Raw genomic sequence first — 25294 nt, forward strand, 5'->3', positions numbered from 1 at the left:
GTCTATTTTTAATGAACTTATTAATGGTTATTTTTGGTCTAGTTTCAATTTTTGCTGTATATGGTACATTCCAAGCAATTAAAGAAAAGAACCTTTTAAGCGTTGTTTTCAACTTATTAAGTGCTGTCGTGTTTGGATGGTTTGTCATCATGACAATCGTTCATGGCGGGTATCCACCAAAATTACACTAAAATTTAGACAGAAAAAAGAGCAGTCTCTATGTGAGATTGCTCTTTTTTCTTGGACATCATCCCATTTTACTTATTCAATTTTAGAAATCTCTTCTTACCAATTTGCAGGACATCCTCATTCATTAATACTTGAGATAGATCATCCACAGCAATTTTTTCTCCATTTAATGAAACCCCATTTTGTTTAATGAGCCTTATAAAATCACTTTTACTTTGAATAAATTGGATAGAAATTAATTGTGGAATGATATCCTCTATTCTTTCTTTATCAATTTCAAGTAGCAATACAGGAATGTTAGCAGGAATCATCTTCTTCTGGAAAGCAGCTTCAAAATAAGATTTTGCATCCATCGTAGCTTCATGACCATGATATAAAGCTGTCACTATTTCTGCTAATTGTAGTTTTATATCACGTGGGTTCTCTCCGCTTTGTAGCCTTTCTTGAACAGCTTGCACTTGAAGTGGATGCTCATCTGTCGCTAATTCAAAATATTTGATAATGAGCGAATCTGGTAGTTCCATAATTTTTTTAAACATAACTTCAGGCGCTTCATTGACACCAATATAATTCCCCAAGCTTTTACTCATTTTTTCAATACCATCTAATCCTTCAAGTAATGGCATAAAAATAGCAATTTGTTTTTCTAGCCCTCGATGCCTTTGTAACGTGCGTCCCATGAGAATATTAAACGTTTGATCGGTTCCCCCTAATTCAATATCAGCCTTTAATTCTACAGAATCATACGCCTGCATGAGAGGGTAGAAAAATTCATGTAAGCCAATTGGTATATGGTGATGGTACCGCTTTTGGAAGTCTTCACGCTCCAAAATACGGGCAACAGATGTAGTAGCAGCCAACTGGATGACTTCTTCAAACGTTAATTTTGCTAACCATTCACTATTGAAACGAACAGTCGTTTTTCCCTCGTCCAACACTTTAAAAATTTGCTCACAATACGTTTTGGCATTTTCCTTCACCAATTCGTCACTTAACGCTACACGTCCCTTAGATTTCCCGGTAGGATCGCCAATACGGCCCGTAAAATCACCAATGACAATGACTGCATGATGCCCTAGGTCCTGCAGCTGTTTAATTTTTCGCAATACGACTGCATGGCCTAAATGAATATCTGGTGCAGATGGATCGAGCCCCAATTTAATCGTTAAGGGCTTTTGCTCTTGAATTGAGTGCTCCAATTTTTTTAGTAGCTCGGGTTCATCAACAATTTTGTCAGTCCCCTTTTTAATAATGGCTAACTGCTCCTTTGGTGTTAAAAACATACAAAACATCTCCTTGTAATATTAAAAAGTTAATATTGCAAGATCTATAAGAGTTCTTGACAGGACTGCTGTCGTCCAATTTGGCACTAGACGTCCAGATGCAAAAAACGCCCTTAGGAATAAATCCTAAGGACGTTAATGAACGTGGTACCACCTTTTTTCGAGAGCTACTCAAATAGCACACCTCCATTAGTACAGCCGCAGCGATACTATTGCAATGATTACGGATGCAAACCCGTCGTAGCCTACTAAAATTTCGGTACGCAGCTCCAAGATGTATTCACTTTAATATCCCTTGCGCCTCTCAACGACCGGCTACTCTCTGTCAGTTTTTATTAAAGTTACTTGTTCTTTTCCATGCCTTTAACTCTTATACTCCGAAATGTGAAAAACAAATCTTCGTTATGCAGATATTTACACTAATTATAATCACTTCAACAAATTTGTCAATTGTGCAATGTAAAAGAGAGATCTCATGGTGAGATCTCTCTTTGTTTACTTAACGGATTCTTGTTTTAAATTACCTGTCTTTTCATCATAGAAACGAAGAAGGTCTCCATTGATGATGGCGTCAGAATTTTCGAGCTCCATTGTTGCACGATCAGCGTATGGCTGACATGGCTCCCCATCTATTTCTTCACCAGTTGATTTATCATAGCAAGCCTCTCCCGCATACACATATTTATCTGTGATAAAGCGTCCGTCACGGAACACTACAAAGTCTTCATGTTCTGGAGAGAATAAATCCGCACCCATTTGCATATCTTTTGACGTTTCAATGCCAAGTAGGTGTAAAATTGTTGGACGTAAATCCATTTGTCCTGCCATTTCAGTCATCTCTTTACCATCGTCAGATCCTGGGATATGGATGAATAAAGGTACTTCCTGTAGCAATGCATTATCAAACGGTGTAATTTGTTCTTTTCCTAAATATTGTGCCATCGCTTTATTATGGTTTTCTGAAATACCGTAGTGGTCACCATACATAACGATAATAGAATTATCATAAACACCTTGATCTTTCAATTGTTGGAAGAAATCTTTTAAAGCTTCATCCATATAGCGTACCGTTTGGAAGTAACGATTTAATGTACCTGAATTTGAATCATATTCAGGAATCATAATATCTTCCGGATCCAATGTAAATGGATAGTGATTCGTTAATGTAATAAGTCTTGAGTAGAATGGCTGTGGCATATCTTTCATTAATGCTGCAGATTGCTCTAAGAATGGCGTATCTTTCATTCCCCAGTTCACTGCTTGCCCTTCTTCTACTGTATACGAATCGATATCATAGAACTTATTGATTTTTAAAGATTGATACATGATGTCGCGGTTCCAGAATGATTTATTATTCGGGTGCATGACATTTGTAAAGTATCCATTTTCCCCAAGGCGTTCTGCCATTGAGTTATACGTATTTCCACCATGTGTGAAGAATACTGCTCCACGTCCTAAACCAAATAGTGAATTTTCTACGATAAACTCAGAGTCAGAAGTTTTTCCTAGACCTGTTTGGTGATAGAAGTTACTGAAATAATACGTATCTTTATCTTTTGTTAAAGAGTTTAAGAATGGCGTAACCTCATGACCATTCATGTCATTGTTAATGACAAAGTTTTGTAAAGACTCCATAGACACAACAATTAAGTTACGGCCTTTATATTTCCCAAACATTTCTGGGTTGACTGCTGCCTGATTTGAGCGAACATAGTTGTTTACTTCAACTAATTCACTACCGTCCGCTAACGCACGTTGGGCAGAGGATTTTGTTTGAATATAAATATCATACAAATGGTAATTGTACGTACCAATGTTTTTTACAAGTAATTCGCGGTCAAAACTACGTGTTAATAATTGTGGACGCTCTGTTTCAGCTAAACCTAAGTTTAAGAATGACATAGCGATTGCCAGCACAAAAAATGCACGGCGGAATTCCACATTAACTTTAAACGAATTTTTCATTTTTGGTATAAATTTATTCGCTAAGATTAAAATAAGTACATCAACAAAATACAATACATCCCATGGCTCTATTATGGCAGCTACAGAAGTTCCTAAGTCACTAAAGTTACTTGTTTGGAATAATACAGGTAGTGTAATAAAGTCATTGTAGAAACGATAGAACGCTACATTTCCATAAAGGACTATTGATAAAATAATACTGACTGTAATTAAATAACGATTTCTAGCCTTTGGTGATTTAAAGAAAAGTGCTAAACCATACGTAAATAGCAAGAAACTTAATGGGTTAATAAACAAAATAAATTGTTGCATTGCATTTTCAATTTTCATCTCAAAGCTCGTGTGGTAAACAATGACCGTTTTGATCCAAGTTGCTATAATTGCTAGTATCATAAATGAATGTTTAGGCCACTTTATTGATCTCATTCCTAACATCCTCCCTACTTCCTTACAAAAAAATAATAATTTTTTACATTTTGTTACGGAAACAAAATATATCTTAATCCATTTTTTACAGATAATCAACACATATCTTTTGGAAATTTTACTCTCCTCGCTCGTATATGCACCAGATATCTATATATACGTTTTACATTGTAAAAAGTTTCGTAAAAACATAAAAACAGCGGAAATCCACTGTTTTTAAGAATATTACATACATGTTACATTAATTTTACAATACCCCAATACATTATATTTCAAACATTACTTTTTATTCTCTTTCATACGGAGTTTTGTTGTTTCTTGTCGAATTAGTAATAATGCCATTTGGTAATCTTTTATGTCTAGTACATTCGCTTTATAGAGCTCTTTTATTTCATCCTCCATTAACATCAAATCGCCAATAGGGTCCCGTGTATAAATAAAAGTACCATAAGTTTTCAAGAGTTCATAAATATCTAACATTTTATCCATTTTCGTTCGCTCCTCGATGTGCTAGACAGTCAATACGTTCTGTCGGTGTCACTATGATGTCTACAGGGCAATCATGTTCTTCAGTAGGAACACGATTAACGATCTGCTCGTCAAAAAGTAATGACATCAATTTACCCTTTTTATAGTTTAATACATAGCGATCATAATAACCACCGCCATACCCTATTCGATAGCCTAACCGATCAAAAACAACCCCTGGTACTAAGATGATGTCCATCTCATTTGCGTCAACTAACTCACATCGTTCGGGAATAGGCTCACGCAAATGCATATATACTGTTTCAAGCTGAGCAAATGATTCAATGGCGTAAAATGTCATTTCTCTTGTTTTGGGGTGGCACTTTGGCACAGCGACCTTTTTCCCAAGCTGCCATAGTTCTTCAATTAAATGAATGGTGTCGACTTCTGGCTGATTCGAAATGGTAATGCCGATCGTATTTGCTTCTATTATATATGGCTCCTGTAGCACCCTTTGCACTACAGCTTTAGATTGTCTGCGATAAACTTCTTCATTCATTATCGCAAGTGTTTCTCGTACCTTGTTCCGTAATGTTGTTTTATCCATGCAGGCTACCTCCTATATAGTAAAACCTCAATCATTCATAAAAATGTAGAAAGCCAAAACCACTTGTGGTTTTGGCTTAATGAGCGATTACTTAGTTTCACGGTGAAGAGTGTATTTCTTCTCGCGAGAGCAATATTTTTTAAGTTCAAGACGCTCTGGATTGTTACGCTTGTTCTTTTTAGAAATGTAGTTACGTTCGCCGCAATCTGTGCAAGCTAAAGTAATGTTTACGCGCATCATTAACCCTCCCACTCTATATCAAGAATTTAAATTTGAGCATGATTTATACGACTAACCTATTATAACACAAACTGAAAAAAAATCTACCTTCATTTCATATTAAGTTTGCATATGGTAAAATATCTTATAATTACATACTACACGAGGTGAAGCTATTGGATTTATCCATCATACTAATGAGTTTCGGGATTCTTTTGATTATAGTATCGTTCTTTTTCAAAAATAGCTCGAAAAAAGTCGAGAAGGATGTCGAAGAATTATCTATCTCCATATTCCAAGAAACGAATAATTTAAAGCGCCGTTTAAAAATTGTAGAGGAAGAGCTACTATTAGAACCAGAGTTTCAAGTAAAAACAAAATCAACACCTAGTCCTAGTATACAAAACCCTAAAGTTCAACAAGTTATGCAAGCTGTCCAACAAGCCGCACAAGCTTCAAAAGTAGCACCTAATCCATCACAAGCAAAGCCGATTCATCAAATAATCGTAAGTCAGGTGCTGGAATTGAATAAACAAGGACTTTCTGTAGGAGATATTAGTATCCGTTCAAATTTAACAGAAGAACAAGTTCGTCAAGTGATTGCAAATGGGGGTCGTTAATTTATGAACAAGTCTTCCATCCGCTCATTTGGCGTAGCCATTTTCCTAGTCGGTGCCATACTTGCTCTTGCAAGCCGCTTCGATGTGAACATTGGGCTCCCTGAAAAAGATTCTTCCAATCAGCAGCAAGTTGAAGAATTGCAAAATAAGCTCAATCAGGCCAATCAAGAAATTGCTGCGTTAAAAAAACAAGTTAAACAAGTACATACTACTGAAGAAACTACTGCTACTAATTCTTCAGAACCGTCTGTTAAAGAAGATACCAATGCGGATGATACAACAATGACATTGCAAATATATAGTGGGATTACACCATATATTGTGGCCCAAAAGCTAGAGGACGGTGGCATTATTTCTAACAGCGTAGAAATGGAGTTACTACTCGCAAACGCAAAATATGCACGAAGCTTGCAAATTGGGTCCTACGAAGTCAATTCTTCCATGTCTTTAGAGGAAATTGCGAAGTTAATTACAGGTAAAAAACAATAAGAAAAGCTGTCGCCTCATCCAAATTAAGGAGGCGACAGCCTTTTTATTTAAGCAATACTTTCAAAGAAGGCTTGCATCATCCTACTTCCTTCTTTTGTGCCGATTGATTCAGGATGAAATTGCAGACCGTAAAGTGGATATTTTTTGTGTTGGATAGCCATAATCTCCTCGTCATCACTCGCTGTTGCGATAATGTTAAAATCACTGTGTAATGAAGGTTCTTCAATAACTAGGGAATGATACCGCATTACTTGAATAACTCCATCTAAATGTGCAAATAAACCTGTTGGTTCATATTGTAGAGGTGACAACTTGCCGTGCATGATCGTTTGTGCCTGCACGATGTTTGCTCCAAATGCGTACCCAATGGATTGATGTCCAAGACAAATCCCTAATATAGGAAAACTTTGATATAGCTCCTTAATAACATTAACCGTGATACCTGCTTCGGCTGGTGTTCCTGGTCCGGGTGATAAAACAATAGCTTCTGGTGCCATTTTTTGAATTTCTTCTATTGTAATAGCATCATTCCTCACGACTTTAACGTCTTTCCCAAGCATACTTATTTGTTGAAATAGATTGTAAGTAAAAGAATCATAATTATCAATTATTAAAATCATTTTTTCACCTCCAGTAGTGCTCGAGCTTTATTAAGTGTTTCTTCATATTCAGATAATGGGACCGAATCGTGAACAATACCTGCTCCTGCCTGTACATGAGCTTTCTCATCTTTAATGATCATGGTACGAATAGCAAGGGCTAAATCCATATCGCCTGTCGTCGAAATATATCCAACAGCTCCCGCATAGACGCCACGCTTTACAGGCTCTAATTCATTTATAAGCTGCATCGCACGAATCTTTGGTGCTCCTGACACTGTACCCGCAGGTAAGCAAGCACGAAGGACATCCAAAACATGGAGATTATCTCGGAGGTCCGCTAATACCTCAGACACAATATGCATGACATATTTATAGCGTTCAATATTCATGAATTTCTTCAGCTTTACAGAACCCACTTTTGCAATTCGGCCAAGATCATTGCGGCCTAAATCCACTAGCATACGATGTTCCGCCACTTCTTTTTCATCCTCCAATAGGGCATTTGCAATGGCTTCATCCTGCTCCATTGTCTCACCACGAGGCTTGGTGCCTGCGATTGGATTTGTCGTCACCTGCCGATTTTTAACCTTTACTAGGCTTTCTGGAGATGTTCCTAAAATAATATAGGATCCATAATCCATGTAGAACATATATGGAGAGGGATTGGATGTGCGTAATTGGCGATACAGCGCAAAAGGGGAGCCTGTAAACGAGGCTGAGAAGCGCTGTGATAGCACAATTTGGAAAATATCCCCTTTTAATATATGCTGCTTTGCACGCTCCACTAATGTGACAAATTGCTCTTTTGAAATCATTGGCTTAAAATCAAGACTATCTACCTTCACGGCATCAAATGTTGTCCCCATATAAAGCTGCTGCTCCATCATTGAAATAGCCGCTTCCATTTCCTCTAAGGAACGCCCTTCTTTAAATAAATCTATTGAAGCCAATGTAAGTTCCTGTGTCACATGATCAAATACAATAAATGTATCATAGAACAAAACATGAACATCCGGCATGGCTAATTCATCCTGTAAATATTCCCCTATTTTTTCTGTATAAAAAGCTGTTTCATATCCAAAGAAACCAATGGCGCCTCCAAAAAAGTGGAATGGATAAGTTTCTTCATGGAATGGCATCACTTGCTTTAAATAATTGAGCACATTCCCATTCGATTTTTCCTTTTCCTCCCCTTTAAGAAAGGTGTACGCATCATTATTTCCTTTTAATTCAGCCACTGGATCCACTGCAATAAAGGAGTAACGTCCACTTTCCTCATGCTTAGCTGACGATTCGAACAACATTTTATGCTGCCCTCTCAATGATTGATAGACAGAAATAGGGGTCATCATATCTCCCTGTAATACTTTCATGGCATACTTTCTAAGCTCAACTGTCATTCTCTTCTCTCCTTCTCTATGCTCTGCTCTTCTACACCAAATGCATATAAAAAGGCCTTTCCATCACAAAAGGACGGAAAAGCCGTGGTGCCACCTTCATTGGTCTACTAAGAAGACCCTCTCTAAGCCTTATAACGTAGGCATACGCTAATCCATACTGTTATTCAGGATTAGAGCTCCGAAGTCCATTCACCATTTATTTGTGCTAGTTTCCACCAACCACTAGCTCTCTATGACAAATACTAATAGCTACTACTCTTCATCAGCGCTGATTGCTAGATTATATTGTAATGCAAACTATCTTACAATTCAATTTATTTTTTCTTTCTTGGTTCCTCATCCTCATCTGGGGATGCTAAAGTAATGGATAGCTCCTCCACGATTTGGCGTATAGCAAAGAAGATTTCCTGGCGTACTCCTAGCATGACGGCTGTATCATTTGTAGCAACGAAGAAACGAATAAGCACACGATAACTATCATGATGAAATTCATCAATATAAACATGGATCATGTCTTTCTCTGTGTTAGCATGTAAATAAATTTCCTTATGAATAGCCGTTAAGGCACTGCGTAATATGTCTTCTTCATTTGTAGCAGCTACATATAAAAATTGTTCGCATTTACGCTTTTCTCGTCTCGATAAGTTGTAAATAGGACGATTAACCAAATAAGAGTTCGGCACATAGACAAGCCCTTTATCTCCTGTTTGAATTAACGTACTGCGAAGATTAATATCCTCAATGGTTCCTTCAATTTTTTGATCTTCGGTGGCAATCCAATCCCCAATTTGAAAGGGATTGTCAAGCGCCACGGACATACCGCCAAACACATGGGCTAATGTATCGCGAATCCCAAAAGCAATCGCTACTCCTGTTAAGCCAATCCCTGTTAAAAAGCCATTCAGATTAAAGTTCCAAAATGAGGCAATTGTAAACATGGCAAAAATCATAATGAGTACTTTACCAATTCGTAGGAAAAAAGGTAATAGTACATTTTGGTCCTCTTCACTTGTTAATTGAAGTGGCTGCTTTGTATAGAAATTTAAAACATCATATACGCCCTTAAAAGCAAAAAACACCATAATAGACAGTACAAAATTTTTCGTTGATTTATGCGTAAATAAAGGAACTTCTATTAAATAAGATAAGCTTAGCACAATGACTGCCGTCATAAATGCATAGCCAATGGCTTTACTAAATTGTGCAAGCACATTTGCTTGGAAATTTCGCTGACGATTTTTTAAAAAGATGACCAGACGATTAATTATTTTTTTTATGATGAATCGTTGAATCAGCCAGCCAACTATACAAATAATGATTGCTATTAAAACATCCATCCAAGTAGGGACTGTAAATTTAGGTAAAATCCAATGTAATGAATCCATGTATATCTCCTTTTAATACCTATGTATCTCCAATAAAAAGGAGCTGCCCTTCCGTAAAGGTTAGCCCCTTTCTGTTATTGTATTGCATCATCCGCAAAAAAAGCCTTATTGGCAAACCAAAATTGTTGTTTATTAAAATTATCTTCATGCATTGCAATGACAGAAAACTCAGCAAGGTATTTTCGCTTCATTTCCTCTAGCATCGCTTTTGCTTGCTTACTAACAAGATGCTGTCCATCTATAGGAGTGCCCTCTGTAAATATAATGACTTCCGCTTCAGAGCCAAGTTGATTTTCATGCAGTAATGATCTGACAAACTGTAGAACAGGTAAAAGCTCAGCTTCACCTTTAGCTTTATATTCAATAAAGCTCTTAAAATCCGCTAAATTTAAATGACCATTTTCAAAGCGATAGTGAACATCGATTTGCTGATCATAAGGGATAATATATAGATCGCGATTTTCACGATGGGCATTCATAAATAATGGTAATATCATGCTTTTACACAGCTCAGAATAAGCTTCCATCCCGGTCGTCTGCTCTAAACAAATAATCATGGGCCCAGGATCCTGTTTATAGTCATGAAAGGGTACATAAAAAATATTGCCACTCTTTGTTGTTTGCTGTTTGAGCTTTTGACGTCTCAGCTCTGACCATTTCCGTTCGTAATATAAACGCTGCTCCTTACCATTAGCCATTCTCTCAACCTTCTCGATAGCAGGAATATTTTCACGAATTTCATGCAGAATGTCTGCCAATTCTAGTGCAAATGCTGCCATATTTCGTAATGGTTCACTCTTGAAAAAATAGTCGATAAAATAATGTTGTTCCCTATTACTTAATTCCTCAAGATGTAAGTTTTCGTAGAGAAAACGTAAATAATTACGTTGTTCTAGTGACAAATCTTGATCGAACTTTTCTATGAGCGATTTTATCGGGTCTTTCACGAAGCAGCACCTCCTAAGCACCACATTTTTTTGGATATTGTCTATAGTATAACCAAAAAATTTTTTTGACAATACAAAACACTCGCTATATAGACGCCACATAAAAACACAATGTTGCTGCTGCTAATCATTTTTTTCAAAAGAAAAGAAGAGCTAGCAAGTAGCTCTTCTGCCTAATTATTTAATTCATAATGCTTGCCTTTCACTAAGTAAAAAAGGTGTTCAGCGATATTAGTAGCATGATCGGCAGAACGCTCTAAATAGCGGCAAATAAATGTTAGATGGGTAATTTGAGAAATATGTGCGGGGTCTTCAACGCCTGCTCGTAGCAAGAGTGTAACCGTAGCTCCATATAAATCATCCACATAATCATCTAGTTCAGCAATTTCCTTAGCACGAACAGTATCTTCCTCTGTAAAGGCCTTCATGATGCTCTCTAGCATTTCTACAGTTTTATTGCACATTGTTTGTAGATTTGTCATAGGGAACACAATCGGTTCTTTTCCAATTCGAATCGCTTCTTTAGCGATATTCACCGCATAATCGCCCACTCTTTCCATATCTGCTGCAGCTTTTACCAGGACCATGAGACGACGTAAATCGGTTGCTACAGGTTGTTGCTTAGCAATCATAAGGATTACATGGTCATTTATTTCTTCTTCAAGCCGGTTTATGATTAAATCGTCTTCAAGTATTTTCAAAGCTTTTTCTAAATTCTGTTCCACTAACGCCTCAAAGGACGTTTTTAAGGCGAAAATACTGCTATTGGCAAGTGCTATAAATTGCCCCTGAACTTCTTTTAACTCCTGTTCAAAACGTTCACGTACTACCATCGATTGCTCCTCCTTAGCCGAAACGTCCTGAAATATAATCTTCCGTACGTTGATCTGATGGTGTTTGGAAGATGATATCTGTTTTATCGTATTCTACAACTTCTCCACTCAGGAAGAACGCTGTACGATCAGAGATACGAGCAGCTTGCTGCATATTATGGGTCACAATGATAATGGAATAGTCTTTTTTCAACTCTTGCACAAGCTCTTCCACTTTTAGTGTAGAAATAGGGTCTAATGCAGATGTTGGCTCATCCATTAAAATGACATCTGGTTCAATTGCTAAGCATCTTGCAATACAAATACGCTGTTGCTGACCACCAGATAAACCGTAGGCATTTTGATTTAAACGATCTTTGACCTCATCCCAAATGGCAGCCCCTCTCAGAGACTTTTCAACTATTTCATCTAAAATCTTTTTATTTTTAATGCCATGAATTCTTGGTCCGTACGCAATATTATCATAAATAGATTTTGGGAACGGATTGGGCTTTTGGAACACCATTCCTACGCGTGTTCTTAATTCCTCTACCGTATAGTTTTTATTTAAAATATTACGCTCACGGTATAAAATTTCCCCAGATGTACGAACGCTAGGAACAAGCTCTACCATTCTGTTTAATGTTTTTAAATACGTAGATTTACCACAGCCAGAAGGCCCGATAATTGCCGTTACTTCATTTTCATAAATACTTAAATTAATATCTTTTAGGCCTTGATGATCACCGTACCATAAATTCAAGTTACGTGTATCATAAACAATATTTTTCGCTATATCAGCGGAAGATTTCGTCGTCGCTTGATTCAATTTGACAATTGTTTTTTCCTCTTTAAAATCCAGTACCATAAGGTCACCTCATTAATAACGTTTTTGGAATTTATTTCGAATAAAGATGGCAATAGAGTTCATCAATAAAAGAACAGTCATAAGTACTAAAATACCAGCTGCGGCCACATACTGAAATGCTTCTTGCGGACGTTTTGCCCAATCATAGATTTGCATCGGTAGGGCAGTGAATTGGCTTAGTAAACCATTCGGTAAAAATTGTAGAATGACTGGAATTCCGATGACAACAAGTGGCGCTGTCTCCCCAATGGCACGGGACATAGCCAAAATACTTCCTGTCAAAATACCAGGAATAGCGGCTGGAAGAACCACTCGTAAAATCGTTTGCCATTTTGTTGCGCCCATCCCATATGAAGCTTCACGTTGTTCATTGGGTACTGCACGAATGGCCTCTTGTGCCGCTACAATAATGACAGGTAAAATTAATAAACTCATTGTTAAGCCAGCAGCTAAAACACTTTTGCCTAGTCCCATCATGCGTACAAAAATAGTTAAACCTAGTAATCCAAAAACGATGGAAGGTACACCTGCTAGATTTGAGATATTCATACGAATAAAGTCGTTGATTCTATTTTTCTTGGCATATTCCTCTAAATAGATTGCCGTACCTACACCTAAAATAATGGATACTGGCGCTACAACTGCCATTAACCAAAGGGAACCTATTAGGGCCGCTTTGACACCTGCTTTATCTGCAAAACGTGATGCAAAATTCATTAAGAAATCAATATTTAAATAATCAATTCCTTGTGTCACAATGCGGTAAAGCAAAATAGCTAAGGTAACAAGCGCAAACGTAGTAGCTAAGAAAAATAAGGTTTTCCAAACTTTATTGAATGTAATACGCTTTGTCATTCGTTTCATGACGACTGTGTCATCCATATAGCGCATCTAGTAAACCTCCCTGAAGCGTTTAGAAATATAGTGTGCAAGTAAATTCATTACTAGCGTAAAGATGAATAGTGTAAATCCAACAGAATAGATTGAGTAGTAAATAGTTGTTCCATAACCTGCATCACCTGTTGAAACTTGTACGATGTATGCTGTCATTGTTTGGATAGAATCTGTAACATTGAGATCAAATTTCGGTGTTGATCCGCCTGCAAGCGAAACAATCATCGTTTCTCCTATTGCCCGGGAAATAGCTAATACTATAGATGCGATAATGCCAGATAGTGCCGCAGGTAGTACTACTTTAATCGCTACCTCAAATTTTGTTGCACCTAGAGCTAAAGCCCCTTCGCGCATACTATTGGGTACCGATGACATGGCATCCTCAGATAGAGAAGTGATCATTGGTAAAATCATAATCCCTACAACAATCCCTGGGCTTAGTGCATTAAATAATTTAAGTCCAGGTACAATTTCTTGTAATAAAGGTGTGACAAACGTTAAAGCAAAGAATCCGTAAACAATCGTCGGTACACCCGCTAAAACTTCTAAAATAGGTTTCACGGTACGTCTTGTTTTTTCACTTGCATATTCACTTAAATAGATAGCTGAAGCAATTCCAAATGGTACGGCTACTACAACTGCAATAAGTGTCACTTTTAATGTACCAGCGATTAACGGTAAAATCCCAAACAACGGTTCATTCCCTGAAAACGGTAACCATTTCGTTCCAAACAGGAAATCCGTTATCGACACACGTTTAAAGAATTCAAACGTTTCAAAAATAAGGGTGAAAACAATGCCAAATGTCGTTAAAATAGAGATAATTGCTGCAGAAAATAATAGAGCTGGCATTGCTTTTTCCACTATTTTCTTAGTTTTATGATTGCGCGAATTTGCAATTAATTGCTGCACAGATGATGTCTTATTTTCCTTTTGAGAAACCATTGGGAGCTCCTTTCAAATAAGGGAGGGAAAGAGCATACATCTCTTTCCCTCTATGCATGTCTACTTATTTTAAGCCTTCTAAAGTTTTTAAGCCTTCAGTATATTTTTCTTCAGGTAAACGAACATAGCCAACAGCCTCAGCCATATCACCTGCATTTTCTAATGTAAATTTAATGAAATCATATGCCGCTTCATTATCTTTCATAGCACTATTTTTCACGTATGTGAATAGTGGGCGTGAAAGTGGCGTATATTCGCCTGCTTCAATTGTTTCATTATTTGGCTCTACACCATTTACTTTGACAATGTTTAATTTATCTTTATTTTCTAGATAGTAAGCATAACCGAAGAATCCGATAGCGTTTTTGTCACCTGATACACCTTGAACTAGCATATTATCATCCTCTGATAATGTTGCTGAGCTTACTAGATCCGCTCCATCTAAAATGATTTCATCAAAGTAATCGTATGTGCCTGAATCAGTACCTGGTGAATAGTAAACGATTTTCTCATCTGGCCAAGATGGATCAATGTCAGACCATTTCTTCTCTTTCCCATCTTCAATCCAAATTTTTTGTAACTGTTCTACTGTTAAATCTTTCGCCCAATCATTTTCTGGATTCACGACTACTGATAAACCATCATATGCTAGAGCTAGCTCTGTATAATCAATACCAGCTTCTCCTAGTTTCGCTTTCTCTTCATCTTTTATATTACGAGATGCATTTGAAAAGTCTGTTTCACCTGCGATGAATTTTTCAAAACCACCACCTGTACCAGAAACCCCCACTGATACTTTGACATCTGGTTGTGCGCCTGCATACTCTTCAACAACTGCCTCAATAATTGGTGCAACTGTTGATGAGCCATCTCCAGCTACAGAGCCTTGTAGCTTTTCATCAGCAGCTTCTTGTCCTGAACTAGCTGGTGCGTTCGTTTCAGTATTGTTTCCATTTTGTGCAGAATCGCTACCACATGCACCTAGCATTAATGCAGAACCCATTACTGCTGTCATCGTTAAGTACTTCCACTTTTTCATCTCATTTGCCTCCGTCATGAACTGTTTTATAGTTATTTGTCTTACAATCTTTACTATAATGACTGATTGTTGAAGTCGTATAAACGGTTCGTAAAAGAGATGTAAAGGAATGTAATGCTTTGTAAACGATTGTAAAGACGCATTTACAATTAATCTTCGCTTTGTCATAGCTGTGCCAACTTTTTGCATTTTTTCCTACTTACATCTGCACCATTACCTTCATTTGCAATAAGTGATTCCACATCCAATGAAAGCGATCAATCCATACTATTCTATGTTTGAGGGAAGCGACCTTCTAAGTGTAGAGAGGTTAGAATTTGATTCCTATTTGAAAGATGCTATAATAATCAATTGTGTCAGGAATTACTTTATCTTGATTCAGTAAAAGTTTTTGTACCAACATATAAGCTAGGTATACCCCCTTTCTACAGAAGGGAAAGATAAAGCCTTCAAAGGATGTCACAGATTTTCAACGAGAAGATATGGGCATTATATTGATAAGGCGTAATGAATGAGGAGTTTGACCTTTGTCATGAAACATGCAAACGTACAAAATGCCGATTATTTTAAAACCTATCTATCATTAATCATGGAACATCGAGAATTTACACTTCATGAGGCGATTGATTTTATGGTAGCTTCTTATTTCTATCATAATTTAGAGCTGTATGGCGTAAAGCCAAGAGAGCAATTTGAATTAGCCATCCGCCAATTATCTGCATGAAACTTATTTTCGTCCATAAAAAATAACCGCTAGGCATCCCAGTGCCTAGCGGTTTTCTTATTGTTGCTCATCCTCACCAATTTTTTCCTCTGTAGTAGCTGGTAAAATTGGCTGATTCACTTTACTATCTGTTACTTTTTCAGCTTCATATTTTGCTTTTAATTCGAAGTACTTATCTAGAGAACGTCTAGCAATAAGGTTGTTATTGACTAAATGTTGATTCATATTCGTTGTTGCCCAAGGAATAACCACTGCATAAGCAATTTCAGGGTTTTCATAAGGCGCAAAGCCAACATGTGTTAATGTAATCGTATTTGTACCAAAATGTTCTCGTAATGGACCATAGTAAACTACCTCTGCAGTTCCTGTTTTCCCTGCTGCTGTAAATGGAGCATTTGAGAATTGTCCACGAGCCGTCCCATATGATCCAGTATATACACGACGTAATCCTTGTTTTACATAGTCAATCTCTTCTTTAGGATTATCTAGTTGATTGAGGATAGTTGGTCCTATTTCAGTCACTAATTGCCCTAACTGCTTGCCATCCTGTGATGGATCTCGAACTTCTTTCACAACATGTGGCTGAATACGGTAGCCACCATTAGCAATGGTTGAAATATATTGTGCTAATTGTAGAGGTGTATAAGTGTCATACTGACCAATCGCTAAGTCTAATGTTTTACCACCCATTGTTGGACCTGATGGACCACGCACTCCACTAAATTCATTTGGTAAATCAATGCCTGTTTTCACACCTAGCCCAAATTGTGCAAAATTATTGCGCATTTTTGGGAATGTATCATCCTTTAAACGTAATGGCATCCCATAGCTGTAAGGTGTTTTATTGATTAATAGCGCAATTTTAAACATATAGGAGTTAGAAGAACGTTCCAGGGCCATTAAATCGTTCATTGGCACATAGCCGCTTCTGTTAAAAATGGAACTTTTAAAATCCGTACCTGCTAATTTAATCGGTTCATCACCCATAGAGGTGCCCATCGAGATAACGTCTTGATTGTACCCCGTAAGAACTGTTGCTCCCTTAATCGATGAACCTGCCTCATAAGCTGTCGTAAATGTTCCATATCCGTAATCAACAATTTCACTTTTCCCTGTTTCAGGATTCTTTTCTATTTTCTTTCCAACCATAGATAGGACATCTCCTGTATTAGGGTCCATCATAATTAAAAAGGCACGATCTAATAAATACGATCCAGGAAGAGCTTTTAAATTAAGCAGTTCTTCTTCTACAATCTTCTCAGTTTCAGCCTGTAGCTCACTATCCAGTGATAAAACTAAATCTTTACCAGGCTCACCTTCATAAGTTGTAATAGTATCGACTACCTGCCCTTTTTTATTGGTAATATTTTTGACAACTGTTTTTTGACCTTGGAGTAGCTCTTCATACTGCGCCTCAATATAACTTTCCCCTACTCGATCATTTCGTGAATAATCACGGGCTAAATAATAATTCAGCTTTTCTTTTGGTATCCCTTTTGTTGGGACAGTTGTACGACCAAGAATCGATAGAGAAGATAATTTTACGCGTTTCCAATCTGTTGTTGTGTTAACTCCTGGTAGTTCCGTTAAACGCTCGGAGACACGTGCAAATTCTTCTGCCGAGACATTTTCACTTTTTATAATTTGAGGTGATAAATTATAACCAGATGTCATCTCTCTAAAGATTGCTAATACTTCTAAATCCTTCTCTGACAATTGCAAAAGCTCTTCATTCGTAATGCGTTCACGTACTAGTTTATCAATCTCTGCATTGATTTGACTTGTCGTAATATTTTCTTTTGCTCGAATTTCAGCTTCTTCTGCCTTTGTCACTTTTTCGTAGGCTGCGTCATGATTTTTAATAATCCAAAAATCTTGTTTATCACGCAATGTGACGCGTTTCGTTGGTTGTTCAATTAATTGTGCCAGCTTTTCAGCTATATTTAGCATTTCATCTGTTGTAGTCGTTTGCATTTTCGTATACGTAATCGCATTTTCCGGGTGATTATCTACTAAAATACGACCGTAACGATCATACATTCTCCCCCTAGGCACACTCGTATTGACAGGAACTTCTTCTGTACTCTCTAAAAGTCGTACATACTCTTCCCCTTTCACGATTTGCATATAACCTAGTCTAAAAATCAACATTGAAAATACGATAAATATTGCAAAGAAAAGGATATTCATACGAAATGTTAAATTAGAGTGATGTTTTGCTTTAACACTCGCTGCGCGATTTTTCCCTGGTGCTTTGCGCATATGTATTCCCCTCCTTATATTTTTTCATTTCAATACACGATACTTAGTATACCATTCGTAGGTTTGACAGGAAAGCATGCACTTGACAATTATTACGGAAAACATCATTTATTTGACGGCATCTAAAGTAGAAAGGTTGCCCTATTTGTTCTATCCATTTCTTTTACACTTTTATCCAATAAAAAAAGGCTATGCCTTAGTGATTTCTCACCATAGCATAGCCATCTCTATTCAGTCATTATTTAGCAGCTTGGAATTTAGCTTCAACTACATCCCAGTTTACTACGTTCCAGAATCCGCCGATGTAATCTGGACGACGGTTTTGGTAGTTTAAGTAGTATGCGTGCTCCCAAACATCTAGGCCTAGAATTGGTTTTTTACCTTCCATTACTGGAGAGTCTTGGTTTGGAGTAGAAGTAACAGCAACTGAGTCACCATCCACGATTAACCATGCCCAACCTGAACCGAAGCGAGTTGTAGCAGCTTTTGCAAATTCTTCTTTGAACGCATCAAAAGATCCGAATTTCGCATCAATTGCTTTTGCAACTTCGCCAACTGGAGTATTAGAACCGCCTGGAGCGATTACTTCCCAGAATAGTGTATGGTTAGCATGTCCGCCACCGTTGTTGCGTACAGCAGTTTGTTTGTCAGCTGGAAGAGCGTCAAGGTTTGCGATTAAATCGTTAATGTCTTTTTCTGCAAATTCAGTACCTTCTACTGCTGCGTTTAAGTTTGTTACATAAGTATTGTGGTGTTTAGAATGGTGAATTTCCATTGTTTTTGCATCGATATGTGGTTCTAATGCGTCGTAAGCGTAAGTTAATTGTGGTAATTCGTAAGCCATTGTTAAGTTCCTCCCTAAAATAAGAAATATTTAGTACATCAATAGATTATCAAAATTGGTCAAACCATTCAATGAAAAATACTTCATTTAGAAGATTTCAGCCTTTTGACTGAAAAACCAATACGTTTACTATCTTACCCAGTTGTCCCATTCATTAAACCTCACGTGTAAACATTAAATCGCGATAAAAAATACAATGATCATCACGATTTGAATGACAGCCTTTGCAATAGTAGAAGTTAAAAAGCCTACTAATGAGCCAATACCACTTTTCACAGCCTCACTAAATGTTCGCTTCTCTACAATTAATTCAGCGATAACTGCCCCTAAAAATGGACCAAGTAAAATCCCAGCCACAGGGATGACAAATGGGCCGATTAATAATCCAATAGTACTTCCCCACATTCCGGCATTGGAGCCGCCAAACTTTTTAATGCCAAATGCATTGGCCAATGTGTCAGCACCAAATAACAGCACTACAAATAAAAGTTCAATTACCCAGAACCACCAGCTTAACTCAGCGAAGGAGAAAAATAAGCCATATAGCAGGAATCCTCCGACTAAAAATAAGACACCTGGTATAATCGGATAGACTAAACCAACAAATGAAATAATAAAGCAGGCTATTACTAAAATCCAGCCAACAACTTCCATAAAGTTTCTCTCCTTTTTCGTACATTGACTTTCATACGGACAAACAAAGTGAAAGGTTTCACTTTGTTAATGGCGAATACCTAAAATTGAATCTGCAATATTAACCGCATGGTCACCAATACGTTCCAGATTACTTACGATGTCCATATAGACAATCCCTGCCGCTCCACTACATTCATTCGTATTCAAACGTGCAATATGTTTCTGACGAAGTTTATCCTCCATATCGTCTATCAAGCTTTCAAGCTCCGTCACCTCTTGAGCTAAACTTAAGCTCGCCGTATCCAAGGCCTCAATACTTTTACGGACAGCCTCTATAGCTAAACTAAACATGCCAATTAAATCTTGGCGTGCCGACTTACTTAAGCTCACTTCATGATGATCCTTGTATTGTAAAAGCTCTAATATATTCTCAAAGTGATCACCAATTCGTTCGAAGTCTCGCACATTTGTTAATAATGTATGATGTCTTACTGAGTCTGCACGAGATAAGGGCTGCTTAGACACCATTACTAAATAATCGGTAATTTCATTATCTAGATGATTAAGGCCGGCCTCTAATTGTAAAACTGTAGGAATATGTTCGGCTTCCCCTGATTTCATATATAGAAATGTTTCTTCTAAGCCTCGTAAAGCATGCTCTCCCATTCGTAATACTTCCTCTTTGGCTTGGCCAAGTGCTATCGCTGGAGAGGAATCAATAAAAGAAGGATCTAAATGCTTAGTTGTGACATTGATATGCCCATCATGTCCTGGTATCAATTTCGTAACTAATGCTGCCAATCCTGCAATAAAGGGGAGTTGAATCATCATATTAAATACATTAAATGAGCCGTGAGCAATTGCAATTTGCATACGAGGCTCTAAATGAAATAATCCACTGACCCATTGAACATATTGCATAAATGGGGTGAAAAAAATCATGAAAATAATCGTACCAATCACATTAAAAAGTACATGTGCAGCGGCTGCCCGTTTTGCATAAATAGAAGCGCCCAGTGACGCTAATACCGCCGTAATCGTCGTACCAATATTTTCACCAAATAAAATTGGTAAGGCATTGTTCAATCCGATCAAATGCTCAGCATATAAGCCCTGAAGCACACCAACTGTGGCCGTAGAGCTTTGTACAAGCAGGGTAAAAACGGTACCTAAAAATATACCTAAAATGGGTTGATTACTTAAATGAAGCGTTAGTGATGCGAAATCTGCCAGTTGATGTAGTGACTGCATACTTGCACTCATTAGCTCTAGCCCTAAAAATAAGCCACCAAAGCCAAATATAATTTGACCAATATGTTGATATGTTGCTTTTTTTAAGAAAAATAAACAGCCTGCCCCGATTGCTAATAAGGGATAAAAATAGATACCAATATTAATACCAATAATGAATGCTGTAATGGTTGTACCAATATTTGCTCCCATAATTACGCCGATTGCTTGGCGTAACGTTAAAAACCCGGCACTCACTAACCCTACAGTAATGACTGTCGTTGCAGAGCTTGACTGAATGCAAATTGTTACAAATATGCCTACTAAAACTCCCATGATGGGGTTAGTTGTAAAGCGATTTAACCATTCGCGTAATCGATCATCCGCTGATTTTTGAAGCCCATCCCCCATAAATTTAATGGAAAATAAAAAGACTCCTAACCCACCTAAAAACTGAAAGAGTATGCTTTGCCAATCTATTGTCAATTGTTTTCGCTCCAATTCCTACGTCTCTACTACTCTATTTCTAATCTTTAATTGATTACAAACAAAAAGTAAAGAAATCCTTTAATTTCTTTACATAATGTTAACATTTTAACATCAAGTCCCCCTTCATCATACTTCTTTCATACCCTATGCTCTTTGAACATGTTAATATATTGTTTGGAGGAGATATAGTATGAAACACTCACAGCTATTTATCGATAGTCTCATTCATCCTAAAAAACTAGCAGCCTATCGTTTACTACCTATTGGAAAAGTTATTCAATATACTTTTCTGCTCATTACCCTTGTAACCGTATTCTCTTTAGGTAGATTTGCAGCGGGTATGTCTGTTGATACGATTGATATGAACAGTTTAAATGGTTTAACTGAATACATAGATGGCATTAAATGGCTCTTATATCCGTTTACGTTCTTAATGCTTTTTGTCTTTACAACCATGCTGATTTTTGCACAGATTGCTCTCTATGCCTTAGCCGGTTTATTTATCTTAAAAGTGATGAAACGTCGCGGTGAATACCGTCATATATGGCGGACAACAACGTTTGCCATTACGTGGGCGACATTATTGTCGATGCTAGCAGAATATTTACCGATTAACAGTACGATTATCTCTGTTTTTTCTTTATTATTGACGATCGTTCTATTAATTGTGGCCTTTACAAAATATCCAAAACAACCAATTTCAAAATAATGTGCATGAATCCCCCCTCTTCTAAATATAGTGTAGAAAAGGAGGGATTTTTTTGCGGGCATTCATCTTAACAGCTATCATAATTGTCATCGCTTTTGTCGTGAAAGTTGATTTAACCGAGGGATCGATCCCACTTGCTGCTTTACAAACAAAAAGTACTAACAGTCAATGTGAACAGCAACGTGAGCCAAATTATATCACCGTACAAACTATTGAAGGAGATACTATTCATAGTTTATTTGCCTTACACCCTGCAAAAGTTCCTATGACATTCCCAGAACGCTTACAATTATTTTACAACTTAAACCCACACTTACAATTACAGGAATTGATTCCCGGTGGAAATATTAAGCTTCCTCTTACGTTTGAATTCGAAAACAAATGCGGAAAATGAAAAGTTAGCGTTTCTTCCTTGTCCTTATTTTCTTACACTGCTAAAATAAATGACAGTGACGGCTGAAAATAGTGGCCCGAAAAGGAGAGAAAGTTAATGAGTGAAATTTGTCACCGTACAAATACACGTCCTGTACGTGTCGGTAACTTAACAATTGGTGGTAGTAATGAATTATTCATTCAAAGTATGTGTACAACAAAAACACATGATGTAGATGCAACAGTGGCAGAGATTCTTCGACTTGAAGAAGCAGGCTGTCAAATAGTTCGTGTTGCAGTTCCAGATGAGCGTGCTGCAGATGCAATTGCCGAAATCAAAAAACGTATCCATATTCCATTAGTAGCTGATATTCATTTTGACTATAGATTAGCATTAAAAGCCATTGAAAATGGTATCGATAAAGTACGTATTAACCCAGGTAATATTGGTCGTAAAGAAAAAGTGGAGGCTGTCGTGAATGCAGCTAAAGCAAAAGGTATTCCAATTCGTATTGGTGTAAATGCTGGTTCATTAGAGCGTCATATTTTAGAAAAATACGGTTATCCAACTGCTGATGGTATGGTTGAGTCTGCTCTTCACCATATTAAAATTTTAGAAGACTTGGACTTCCACGATATTATTGTATCGATGAAGGCATCTGACGTAAATCTTGCTATTGAAGCCTATGAAAAAGCAGCTAAGGCTTTTAATTATCCGCTACATTTAGGTATTACAGAATCAGGTACACTGTTTGCTGGTACTGTAAAATCAGCGGCTGGACTTGGAGCCATCCTATCAAAAGGAATTGGTAACACATTACGTATTTCACTTTCAGCAGACCCTGTTGAGGAAATAAAAGTAGCACGTGAACTATTAAAATCCTTTGGTCTAGCTTCTAATATGGCAACATTAATCTCTTGTCCAACATGTGGACGCATTGAAATTGATTTAATTTCCATTGCGAATGAAGTAGAAGAATATATTTCTAAATTGAAGGTACCTTTAAAAGTAGCAGTATTAGGCTGTGCGGTAAACGGTCCTGGTGAAGCACGTGAAGCAGATATAGGTATTGCTGGTGCACGTGGTGAGGGCTTGTTATTCATGAAGGGGAAAACTGTTCGTAAAGTCCCTGAAGAAACAATGGTTGAAGAGTTAAAAAAAGAAATTGATAAATTAGCGGCAGAGATGGAAGAAAAGCGCGCAGCAGAAGAAGCACAAAAAGCGAATGCCTAAGGAGGTACTAGCATGAAAAAGCCCCGCTTTGGTATTGATATTGATGGGACTGTAACATGTCCAAGTACACTCATCCCACATATTAATAAACAATACAACGTAAATATTACGCTTGATGATGTTTGTGAGTATGATTTTTTATCAGCCTTTCCACACCCTATTGATCGAAGTGCCTTTAACATATGGTTTAAAGAAAACGAGCCGTATATGTACGAAGTGTCGGAAGTGGCAAAAGATGCAAAAAGCATTCTAACTGCTTGGCAAAATTCTTATGAGCTCTACTATATTTCGGCACGAGGCGAAAATGTAGCAGACATTACAATGAATTGGTTTAAAACTCAGGCTATCCCTTATGATCATATCGAACTTTTAGGGAGCCATGATAAATTAGCAGTTGCTAAAAAGCATCATGTAGAAGCTTTCTTTGAGGATAAGCACGATAATGCGGTTATGCTGGCAGAGGAGCTAAAAATACCTGTCGTGTTATTTGATACGCCTTATAACCGTCTTGCTGTCCCTGACAATGTTGTAAGGGTATATAACTGGCAAGAAGCCAATCAATTTATCACAAATCATTTCAAATAATATACTGAAGAGTCGTGTTCAGATAAAGAACACGACTCTTTTATTTGCCACCAGCGGATGGTAAGGCTTGGAGCAGAAGCCGTTCAAACAAATTCGTTTGACGATAGATCTGCTAATTTTTTCACTATACTTCCAGAATGCCTCGTATCCAACGCTCCACAAAGTTTTCAAAGGTAATGCCATAATTATCGTAGACGGCATGATAAACAAAATAAGTTCCTAATCGATCTAGAATTTCATCATTAATTTTCATCACAAACCGCTCCCTTTCTACTTGTTTTTCACCAAATTTTCATACTTCTATACTCCCAAATGACGAACAATCGAGTGGAGGTCGCATCGTTGCAAAACCGTCACAATCTACCGCTTTCATGCCCTTTCTTCGTATTTTTCTTTTCGATAAGATAGTAGTAACAACTTGCTAGACTGGAGGGACTACTTGTGAAATGGATGACAAAATTAGCTTGTATGACTTGCATCTGCGTACTACTGACAGGCTGTGGTGATCGATTATCTGAAATTAAAGATGCAGCTTCTGGCATCAACACAGCGGCAAACTCCGCGGCTAGTGCAGTAAGTCGAGATGTACATGCTATACGCGCTATAGACATTAACTATAAAGATACATCTTTCACGGTTAATGACCTATTTAAAACTATTTTACGTGACATACGCTGGGATTATGACCCGGAAAAAAATGAGCTACATGTGAGAGGCACTTGGCAACCCCCACTATTTTCTGATCAGCCATGGGATGATCAGTTGAAAGAAAAGCTTGCTGAGTCAGGCATTGTGGACGTTACATGCAAAATAATTGATGATAAAATTGATAGCTCTCAAACTACAACGACCGTTATTTTTAATAATGAAAATCTCTTACAAAAAAATGGTGAAGAAGCACTCCATCACCTATATGATACCTATTTACTGTCAACACACTAAAAACGTTTCTGCCATGATAACTGGCAGAAACGTTTTTTATAATAAGTCTTACAATTTTGAAATATTAGGTGCTTTTATTTGAATAAAATAAAACCATCACGTTATAATC

At 37.3% G+C, this 25294-nt stretch carries 28 protein-coding genes and 2 other annotated features; of the genes, 9 read left to right on the forward strand and 19 right to left on the reverse strand.

Translation table 11 applies throughout. The features are described from left to right. Nucleotides 1-11: 11 nt before the first annotated feature. Nucleotides 12-191, forward strand: a complete 180-nt coding sequence (locus PI85_RS04040; RefSeq protein WP_008181026.1) for a DUF2759 domain-containing protein — start codon at nucleotides 12-14, stop codon at nucleotides 189-191. A 66-nt stretch (nucleotides 192-257) separates the two neighbouring features. Here the strand turns inward: PI85_RS04040 and tyrS are convergent, their stop codons facing one another. From tyrS to rpmG, 5 genes are all read right to left on the reverse strand, one after another. Beyond that, entirely contained in the window at nucleotides 258-1472 is a 1215-nt protein-coding gene (gene tyrS, locus PI85_RS04045) for a tyrosine--tRNA ligase (protein ID WP_036127080.1), read from the reverse strand. A 125-nt stretch (nucleotides 1473-1597) separates the two neighbouring features. Then, nucleotides 1598-1839: a binding site (T-box leader), on the reverse strand. Nucleotides 1840-1967: 128 nt separating this feature from the next. Next, the gene (locus PI85_RS04050; RefSeq protein ID WP_036128121.1) at nucleotides 1968-3863 is read right to left on the reverse strand and encodes an LTA synthase family protein; all 1896 of its coding nucleotides are present in this window, start codon (nucleotides 3861-3863) and stop codon (nucleotides 1968-1970) included. A 279-nt stretch (nucleotides 3864-4142) separates the two neighbouring features. Further along, nucleotides 4143-4352 (reverse strand): YqgQ family protein, encoded by a 210-nt coding sequence (locus tag PI85_RS04055; protein WP_036127081.1) that lies wholly within the window; start codon nucleotides 4350-4352, stop codon nucleotides 4143-4145. Then, complete coding sequence (locus tag PI85_RS04060; RefSeq protein ID WP_036127083.1) at nucleotides 4345-4938, reverse strand: 5-formyltetrahydrofolate cyclo-ligase; 594 nt, start codon at nucleotides 4936-4938, stop codon at nucleotides 4345-4347. The genes PI85_RS04055 and PI85_RS04060 overlap by 8 nt, the downstream gene beginning before the upstream one ends. Before the next feature lie 87 nt (nucleotides 4939-5025). Then, a complete protein-coding gene (gene rpmG / locus PI85_RS23795; RefSeq protein ID WP_008408521.1) occupies nucleotides 5026-5175 on the reverse strand; it encodes a 50S ribosomal protein L33 in 150 nt (49 codons plus the stop codon). Between the two features lie 149 nt (nucleotides 5176-5324). On the opposite strand from rpmG, the gene PI85_RS04065 reads away from it, so the two are divergent. Both PI85_RS04065 and PI85_RS04070 read left to right on the forward strand, forming a co-directional pair. After that, nucleotides 5325-5777, forward strand: a complete 453-nt coding sequence (locus PI85_RS04065; protein WP_235318450.1) for a hypothetical protein — start codon at nucleotides 5325-5327, stop codon at nucleotides 5775-5777. 3 nt (nucleotides 5778-5780) lie between these two features. Further along, nucleotides 5781-6266, forward strand: coding sequence for a hypothetical protein (locus PI85_RS04070; protein WP_036127087.1), 486 nt, complete (start codon nucleotides 5781-5783; stop codon nucleotides 6264-6266). Nucleotides 6267-6313: 47 nt separating this feature from the next. On the opposite strand, the gene PI85_RS04075 is transcribed toward PI85_RS04070, so the two are convergent. The 9 genes from PI85_RS04075 to PI85_RS04115 all read right to left on the reverse strand — a co-directional run bounded on the left by PI85_RS04075 (nucleotide 6314) and on the right by PI85_RS04115 (nucleotide 15158). Beyond that, nucleotides 6314-6886 carry an aminodeoxychorismate/anthranilate synthase component II gene (locus PI85_RS04075; RefSeq protein ID WP_036127089.1) on the reverse strand — a complete coding sequence of 191 codons (573 nt, stop codon included), beginning with the start codon at nucleotides 6884-6886 and terminating at the stop codon, nucleotides 6314-6316. Further along, on the reverse strand, nucleotides 6883-8268 hold the full coding sequence (trpE, locus tag PI85_RS04080; protein WP_036127091.1) for an anthranilate synthase component I: 1386 nt from the start codon (nucleotides 8266-8268) through the stop codon (nucleotides 6883-6885). Before trpE ends, PI85_RS04075 begins: the two co-directional genes overlap by 4 nt. Before the next feature lie 66 nt (nucleotides 8269-8334). Beyond that, nucleotides 8335-8543, reverse strand: a binding site (T-box leader). 39 nt (nucleotides 8544-8582) lie between these two features. Then, nucleotides 8583-9653, reverse strand: coding sequence for a mechanosensitive ion channel family protein (locus PI85_RS04085; RefSeq protein ID WP_036127092.1), 1071 nt, complete (start codon nucleotides 9651-9653; stop codon nucleotides 8583-8585). A 74-nt stretch (nucleotides 9654-9727) separates the two neighbouring features. After that, on the reverse strand, nucleotides 9728-10600 hold the full coding sequence (locus PI85_RS04090; RefSeq protein ID WP_036127093.1) for a hypothetical protein: 873 nt from the start codon (nucleotides 10598-10600) through the stop codon (nucleotides 9728-9730). A 173-nt stretch (nucleotides 10601-10773) separates the two neighbouring features. Then, entirely contained in the window at nucleotides 10774-11433 is a 660-nt protein-coding gene (gene phoU, locus PI85_RS04095) for a phosphate signaling complex protein PhoU (protein WP_036127094.1), read from the reverse strand. Nucleotides 11434-11446: 13 nt separating this feature from the next. Next, nucleotides 11447-12280 (reverse strand): phosphate ABC transporter ATP-binding protein PstB, encoded by an 834-nt coding sequence (gene pstB, locus PI85_RS04100; protein WP_008178335.1) that lies wholly within the window; start codon nucleotides 12278-12280, stop codon nucleotides 11447-11449. Between the two features lie 12 nt (nucleotides 12281-12292). After that, complete coding sequence (pstA, locus tag PI85_RS04105) at nucleotides 12293-13171, reverse strand: phosphate ABC transporter permease PstA (RefSeq protein WP_036127097.1); 879 nt, start codon at nucleotides 13169-13171, stop codon at nucleotides 12293-12295. Further along, nucleotides 13172-14119, reverse strand: coding sequence for a phosphate ABC transporter permease subunit PstC (gene pstC, locus PI85_RS04110; RefSeq protein ID WP_008178337.1), 948 nt, complete (start codon nucleotides 14117-14119; stop codon nucleotides 13172-13174). A gap of 64 nt (nucleotides 14120-14183) precedes the next feature. After that, nucleotides 14184-15158, reverse strand: coding sequence for a PstS family phosphate ABC transporter substrate-binding protein (locus tag PI85_RS04115; RefSeq protein ID WP_031416968.1), 975 nt, complete (start codon nucleotides 15156-15158; stop codon nucleotides 14184-14186). Nucleotides 15159-15690: 532 nt separating this feature from the next. Here PI85_RS04115 and PI85_RS04120 point away from each other — a divergent pair. Next, nucleotides 15691-15882 carry a hypothetical protein gene (locus tag PI85_RS04120; RefSeq protein ID WP_036127099.1) on the forward strand — a complete coding sequence of 64 codons (192 nt, stop codon included), beginning with the start codon at nucleotides 15691-15693 and terminating at the stop codon, nucleotides 15880-15882. A gap of 57 nt (nucleotides 15883-15939) precedes the next feature. Here the strand turns inward: PI85_RS04120 and PI85_RS04125 are convergent, their stop codons facing one another. From PI85_RS04125 to PI85_RS04140, 4 genes are all read right to left on the reverse strand, one after another. Continuing rightward, nucleotides 15940-18144, reverse strand: coding sequence for a penicillin-binding protein 2 (locus tag PI85_RS04125; RefSeq protein ID WP_036127101.1), 2205 nt, complete (start codon nucleotides 18142-18144; stop codon nucleotides 15940-15942). A 238-nt stretch (nucleotides 18145-18382) separates the two neighbouring features. Further along, nucleotides 18383-18988, reverse strand: a complete 606-nt coding sequence (locus tag PI85_RS04130) for a superoxide dismutase (protein ID WP_008178341.1) — start codon at nucleotides 18986-18988, stop codon at nucleotides 18383-18385. Nucleotides 18989-19162: 174 nt separating this feature from the next. After that, entirely contained in the window at nucleotides 19163-19642 is a 480-nt protein-coding gene (locus PI85_RS04135; protein ID WP_036127103.1) for a DUF456 domain-containing protein, read from the reverse strand. A 66-nt stretch (nucleotides 19643-19708) separates the two neighbouring features. After that, a complete protein-coding gene (locus PI85_RS04140) occupies nucleotides 19709-21340 on the reverse strand; it encodes a Na/Pi cotransporter family protein (protein ID WP_036127105.1) in 1632 nt (543 codons plus the stop codon). Nucleotides 21341-21533: 193 nt separating this feature from the next. Here PI85_RS04140 and PI85_RS04145 point away from each other — a divergent pair, with 193 nt between their 5' ends. The 4 genes from PI85_RS04145 (at nucleotide 21534) to PI85_RS04160 (ending at nucleotide 24243) form a co-directional block, all read left to right on the forward strand. Then, complete coding sequence (locus PI85_RS04145; RefSeq protein WP_008178344.1) at nucleotides 21534-22052, forward strand: DUF1189 family protein; 519 nt, start codon at nucleotides 21534-21536, stop codon at nucleotides 22050-22052. Nucleotides 22053-22104: 52 nt separating this feature from the next. Then, the gene (locus PI85_RS04150; RefSeq protein ID WP_036127107.1) at nucleotides 22105-22446 is read left to right on the forward strand and encodes a hypothetical protein; all 342 of its coding nucleotides are present in this window, start codon (nucleotides 22105-22107) and stop codon (nucleotides 22444-22446) included. Nucleotides 22447-22542: 96 nt separating this feature from the next. Beyond that, entirely contained in the window at nucleotides 22543-23658 is a 1116-nt protein-coding gene (gene ispG / locus PI85_RS04155) for a flavodoxin-dependent (E)-4-hydroxy-3-methylbut-2-enyl-diphosphate synthase (protein WP_008178346.1), read from the forward strand. Nucleotides 23659-23670: 12 nt separating this feature from the next. Next, nucleotides 23671-24243 (forward strand): nucleotidase, encoded by a 573-nt coding sequence (locus PI85_RS04160; protein ID WP_036127109.1) that lies wholly within the window; start codon nucleotides 23671-23673, stop codon nucleotides 24241-24243. A gap of 124 nt (nucleotides 24244-24367) precedes the next feature. Here PI85_RS04160 and PI85_RS25010 read toward each other — a convergent pair whose 3' ends face one another. Further along, nucleotides 24368-24496: a hypothetical protein gene (locus PI85_RS25010; RefSeq protein WP_008178349.1), complete on the reverse strand. Its 129-nt coding sequence runs from the start codon at nucleotides 24494-24496 to the stop codon at nucleotides 24368-24370. Between the two features lie 197 nt (nucleotides 24497-24693). On the opposite strand from PI85_RS25010, the gene PI85_RS04165 reads away from it, so the two are divergent. Then, entirely contained in the window at nucleotides 24694-25185 is a 492-nt protein-coding gene (locus PI85_RS04165) for a hypothetical protein (protein ID WP_233301485.1), read from the forward strand. Nucleotides 25186-25294 lie beyond the last annotated feature (109 nt).

It is taken from the genome of Lysinibacillus sp. A1 (genome assembly GCF_000801965.1).
GTDB lineage: Bacteria > Bacillota > Bacilli > Bacillales_A > Planococcaceae > Lysinibacillus > Lysinibacillus fusiformis.

Bases quoted from the DNA above. Each gene is read 5' to 3' on its own strand.
- PI85_RS04085 (WP_036127092.1), bottom strand. From the start codon at position 9,653: ATGGATTCATTACATTGGATTTTACCTAAATTTACAGTCCCTACTTGG.
- PI85_RS04120 (WP_036127099.1), top strand. From the start codon at position 15,691: ATGAAACATGCAAACGTACAAAATGCCGATTATTTTAAAACCTATCTA.
- PI85_RS04070 (WP_036127087.1), top strand. From the start codon at position 5,781: ATGAACAAGTCTTCCATCCGCTCATTTGGCGTAGCCATTTTCCTAGTC.
- PI85_RS04125 (WP_036127101.1), bottom strand. From the start codon at position 18,144: ATGCGCAAAGCACCAGGGAAAAATCGCGCAGCGAGTGTTAAAGCAAAA.
- PI85_RS04050 (WP_036128121.1), bottom strand. From the start codon at position 3,863: ATGAGATCAATAAAGTGGCCTAAACATTCATTTATGATACTAGCAATT.
- PI85_RS25010 (WP_008178349.1), bottom strand. From the start codon at position 24,496: ATGAAAATTAATGATGAAATTCTAGATCGATTAGGAACTTATTTTGTT.
- tyrS (WP_036127080.1), bottom strand. From the start codon at position 1,472: ATGTTTTTAACACCAAAGGAGCAGTTAGCCATTATTAAAAAGGGGACT.
- PI85_RS04130 (WP_008178341.1), bottom strand. From the start codon at position 18,988: ATGGCTTACGAATTACCACAATTAACTTACGCTTACGACGCATTAGAA.
- ispG (WP_008178346.1), top strand. From the start codon at position 22,543: ATGAGTGAAATTTGTCACCGTACAAATACACGTCCTGTACGTGTCGGT.
- PI85_RS04055 (WP_036127081.1), bottom strand. From the start codon at position 4,352: ATGGATAAAATGTTAGATATTTATGAACTCTTGAAAACTTATGGTACT.
- pstC (WP_008178337.1), bottom strand. From the start codon at position 14,119: ATGGTTTCTCAAAAGGAAAATAAGACATCATCTGTGCAGCAATTAATT.
- trpE (WP_036127091.1), bottom strand. From the start codon at position 8,268: ATGACAGTTGAGCTTAGAAAGTATGCCATGAAAGTATTACAGGGAGAT.
- PI85_RS04075 (WP_036127089.1), bottom strand. From the start codon at position 6,886: ATGATTTTAATAATTGATAATTATGATTCTTTTACTTACAATCTATTT.
- PI85_RS04165 (WP_233301485.1), top strand. From the start codon at position 24,694: ATGACAAAATTAGCTTGTATGACTTGCATCTGCGTACTACTGACAGGC.
- phoU (WP_036127094.1), bottom strand. From the start codon at position 11,433: ATGGTAGTACGTGAACGTTTTGAACAGGAGTTAAAAGAAGTTCAGGGG.
- pstB (WP_008178335.1), bottom strand. From the start codon at position 12,280: ATGGTACTGGATTTTAAAGAGGAAAAAACAATTGTCAAATTGAATCAA.
- PI85_RS04040 (WP_008181026.1), top strand. From the start codon at position 12: ATGAACTTATTAATGGTTATTTTTGGTCTAGTTTCAATTTTTGCTGTA.
- PI85_RS04160 (WP_036127109.1), top strand. From the start codon at position 23,671: ATGAAAAAGCCCCGCTTTGGTATTGATATTGATGGGACTGTAACATGT.
- pstA (WP_036127097.1), bottom strand. From the start codon at position 13,171: ATGCGCTATATGGATGACACAGTCGTCATGAAACGAATGACAAAGCGT.
- PI85_RS04115 (WP_031416968.1), bottom strand. From the start codon at position 15,158: ATGAAAAAGTGGAAGTACTTAACGATGACAGCAGTAATGGGTTCTGCA.
- PI85_RS04145 (WP_008178344.1), top strand. From the start codon at position 21,534: ATGAAACACTCACAGCTATTTATCGATAGTCTCATTCATCCTAAAAAA.
- rpmG (WP_008408521.1), bottom strand. From the start codon at position 5,175: ATGCGCGTAAACATTACTTTAGCTTGCACAGATTGCGGCGAACGTAAC.
- PI85_RS04060 (WP_036127083.1), bottom strand. From the start codon at position 4,938: ATGGATAAAACAACATTACGGAACAAGGTACGAGAAACACTTGCGATA.
- PI85_RS04135 (WP_036127103.1), bottom strand. From the start codon at position 19,642: ATGGAAGTTGTTGGCTGGATTTTAGTAATAGCCTGCTTTATTATTTCA.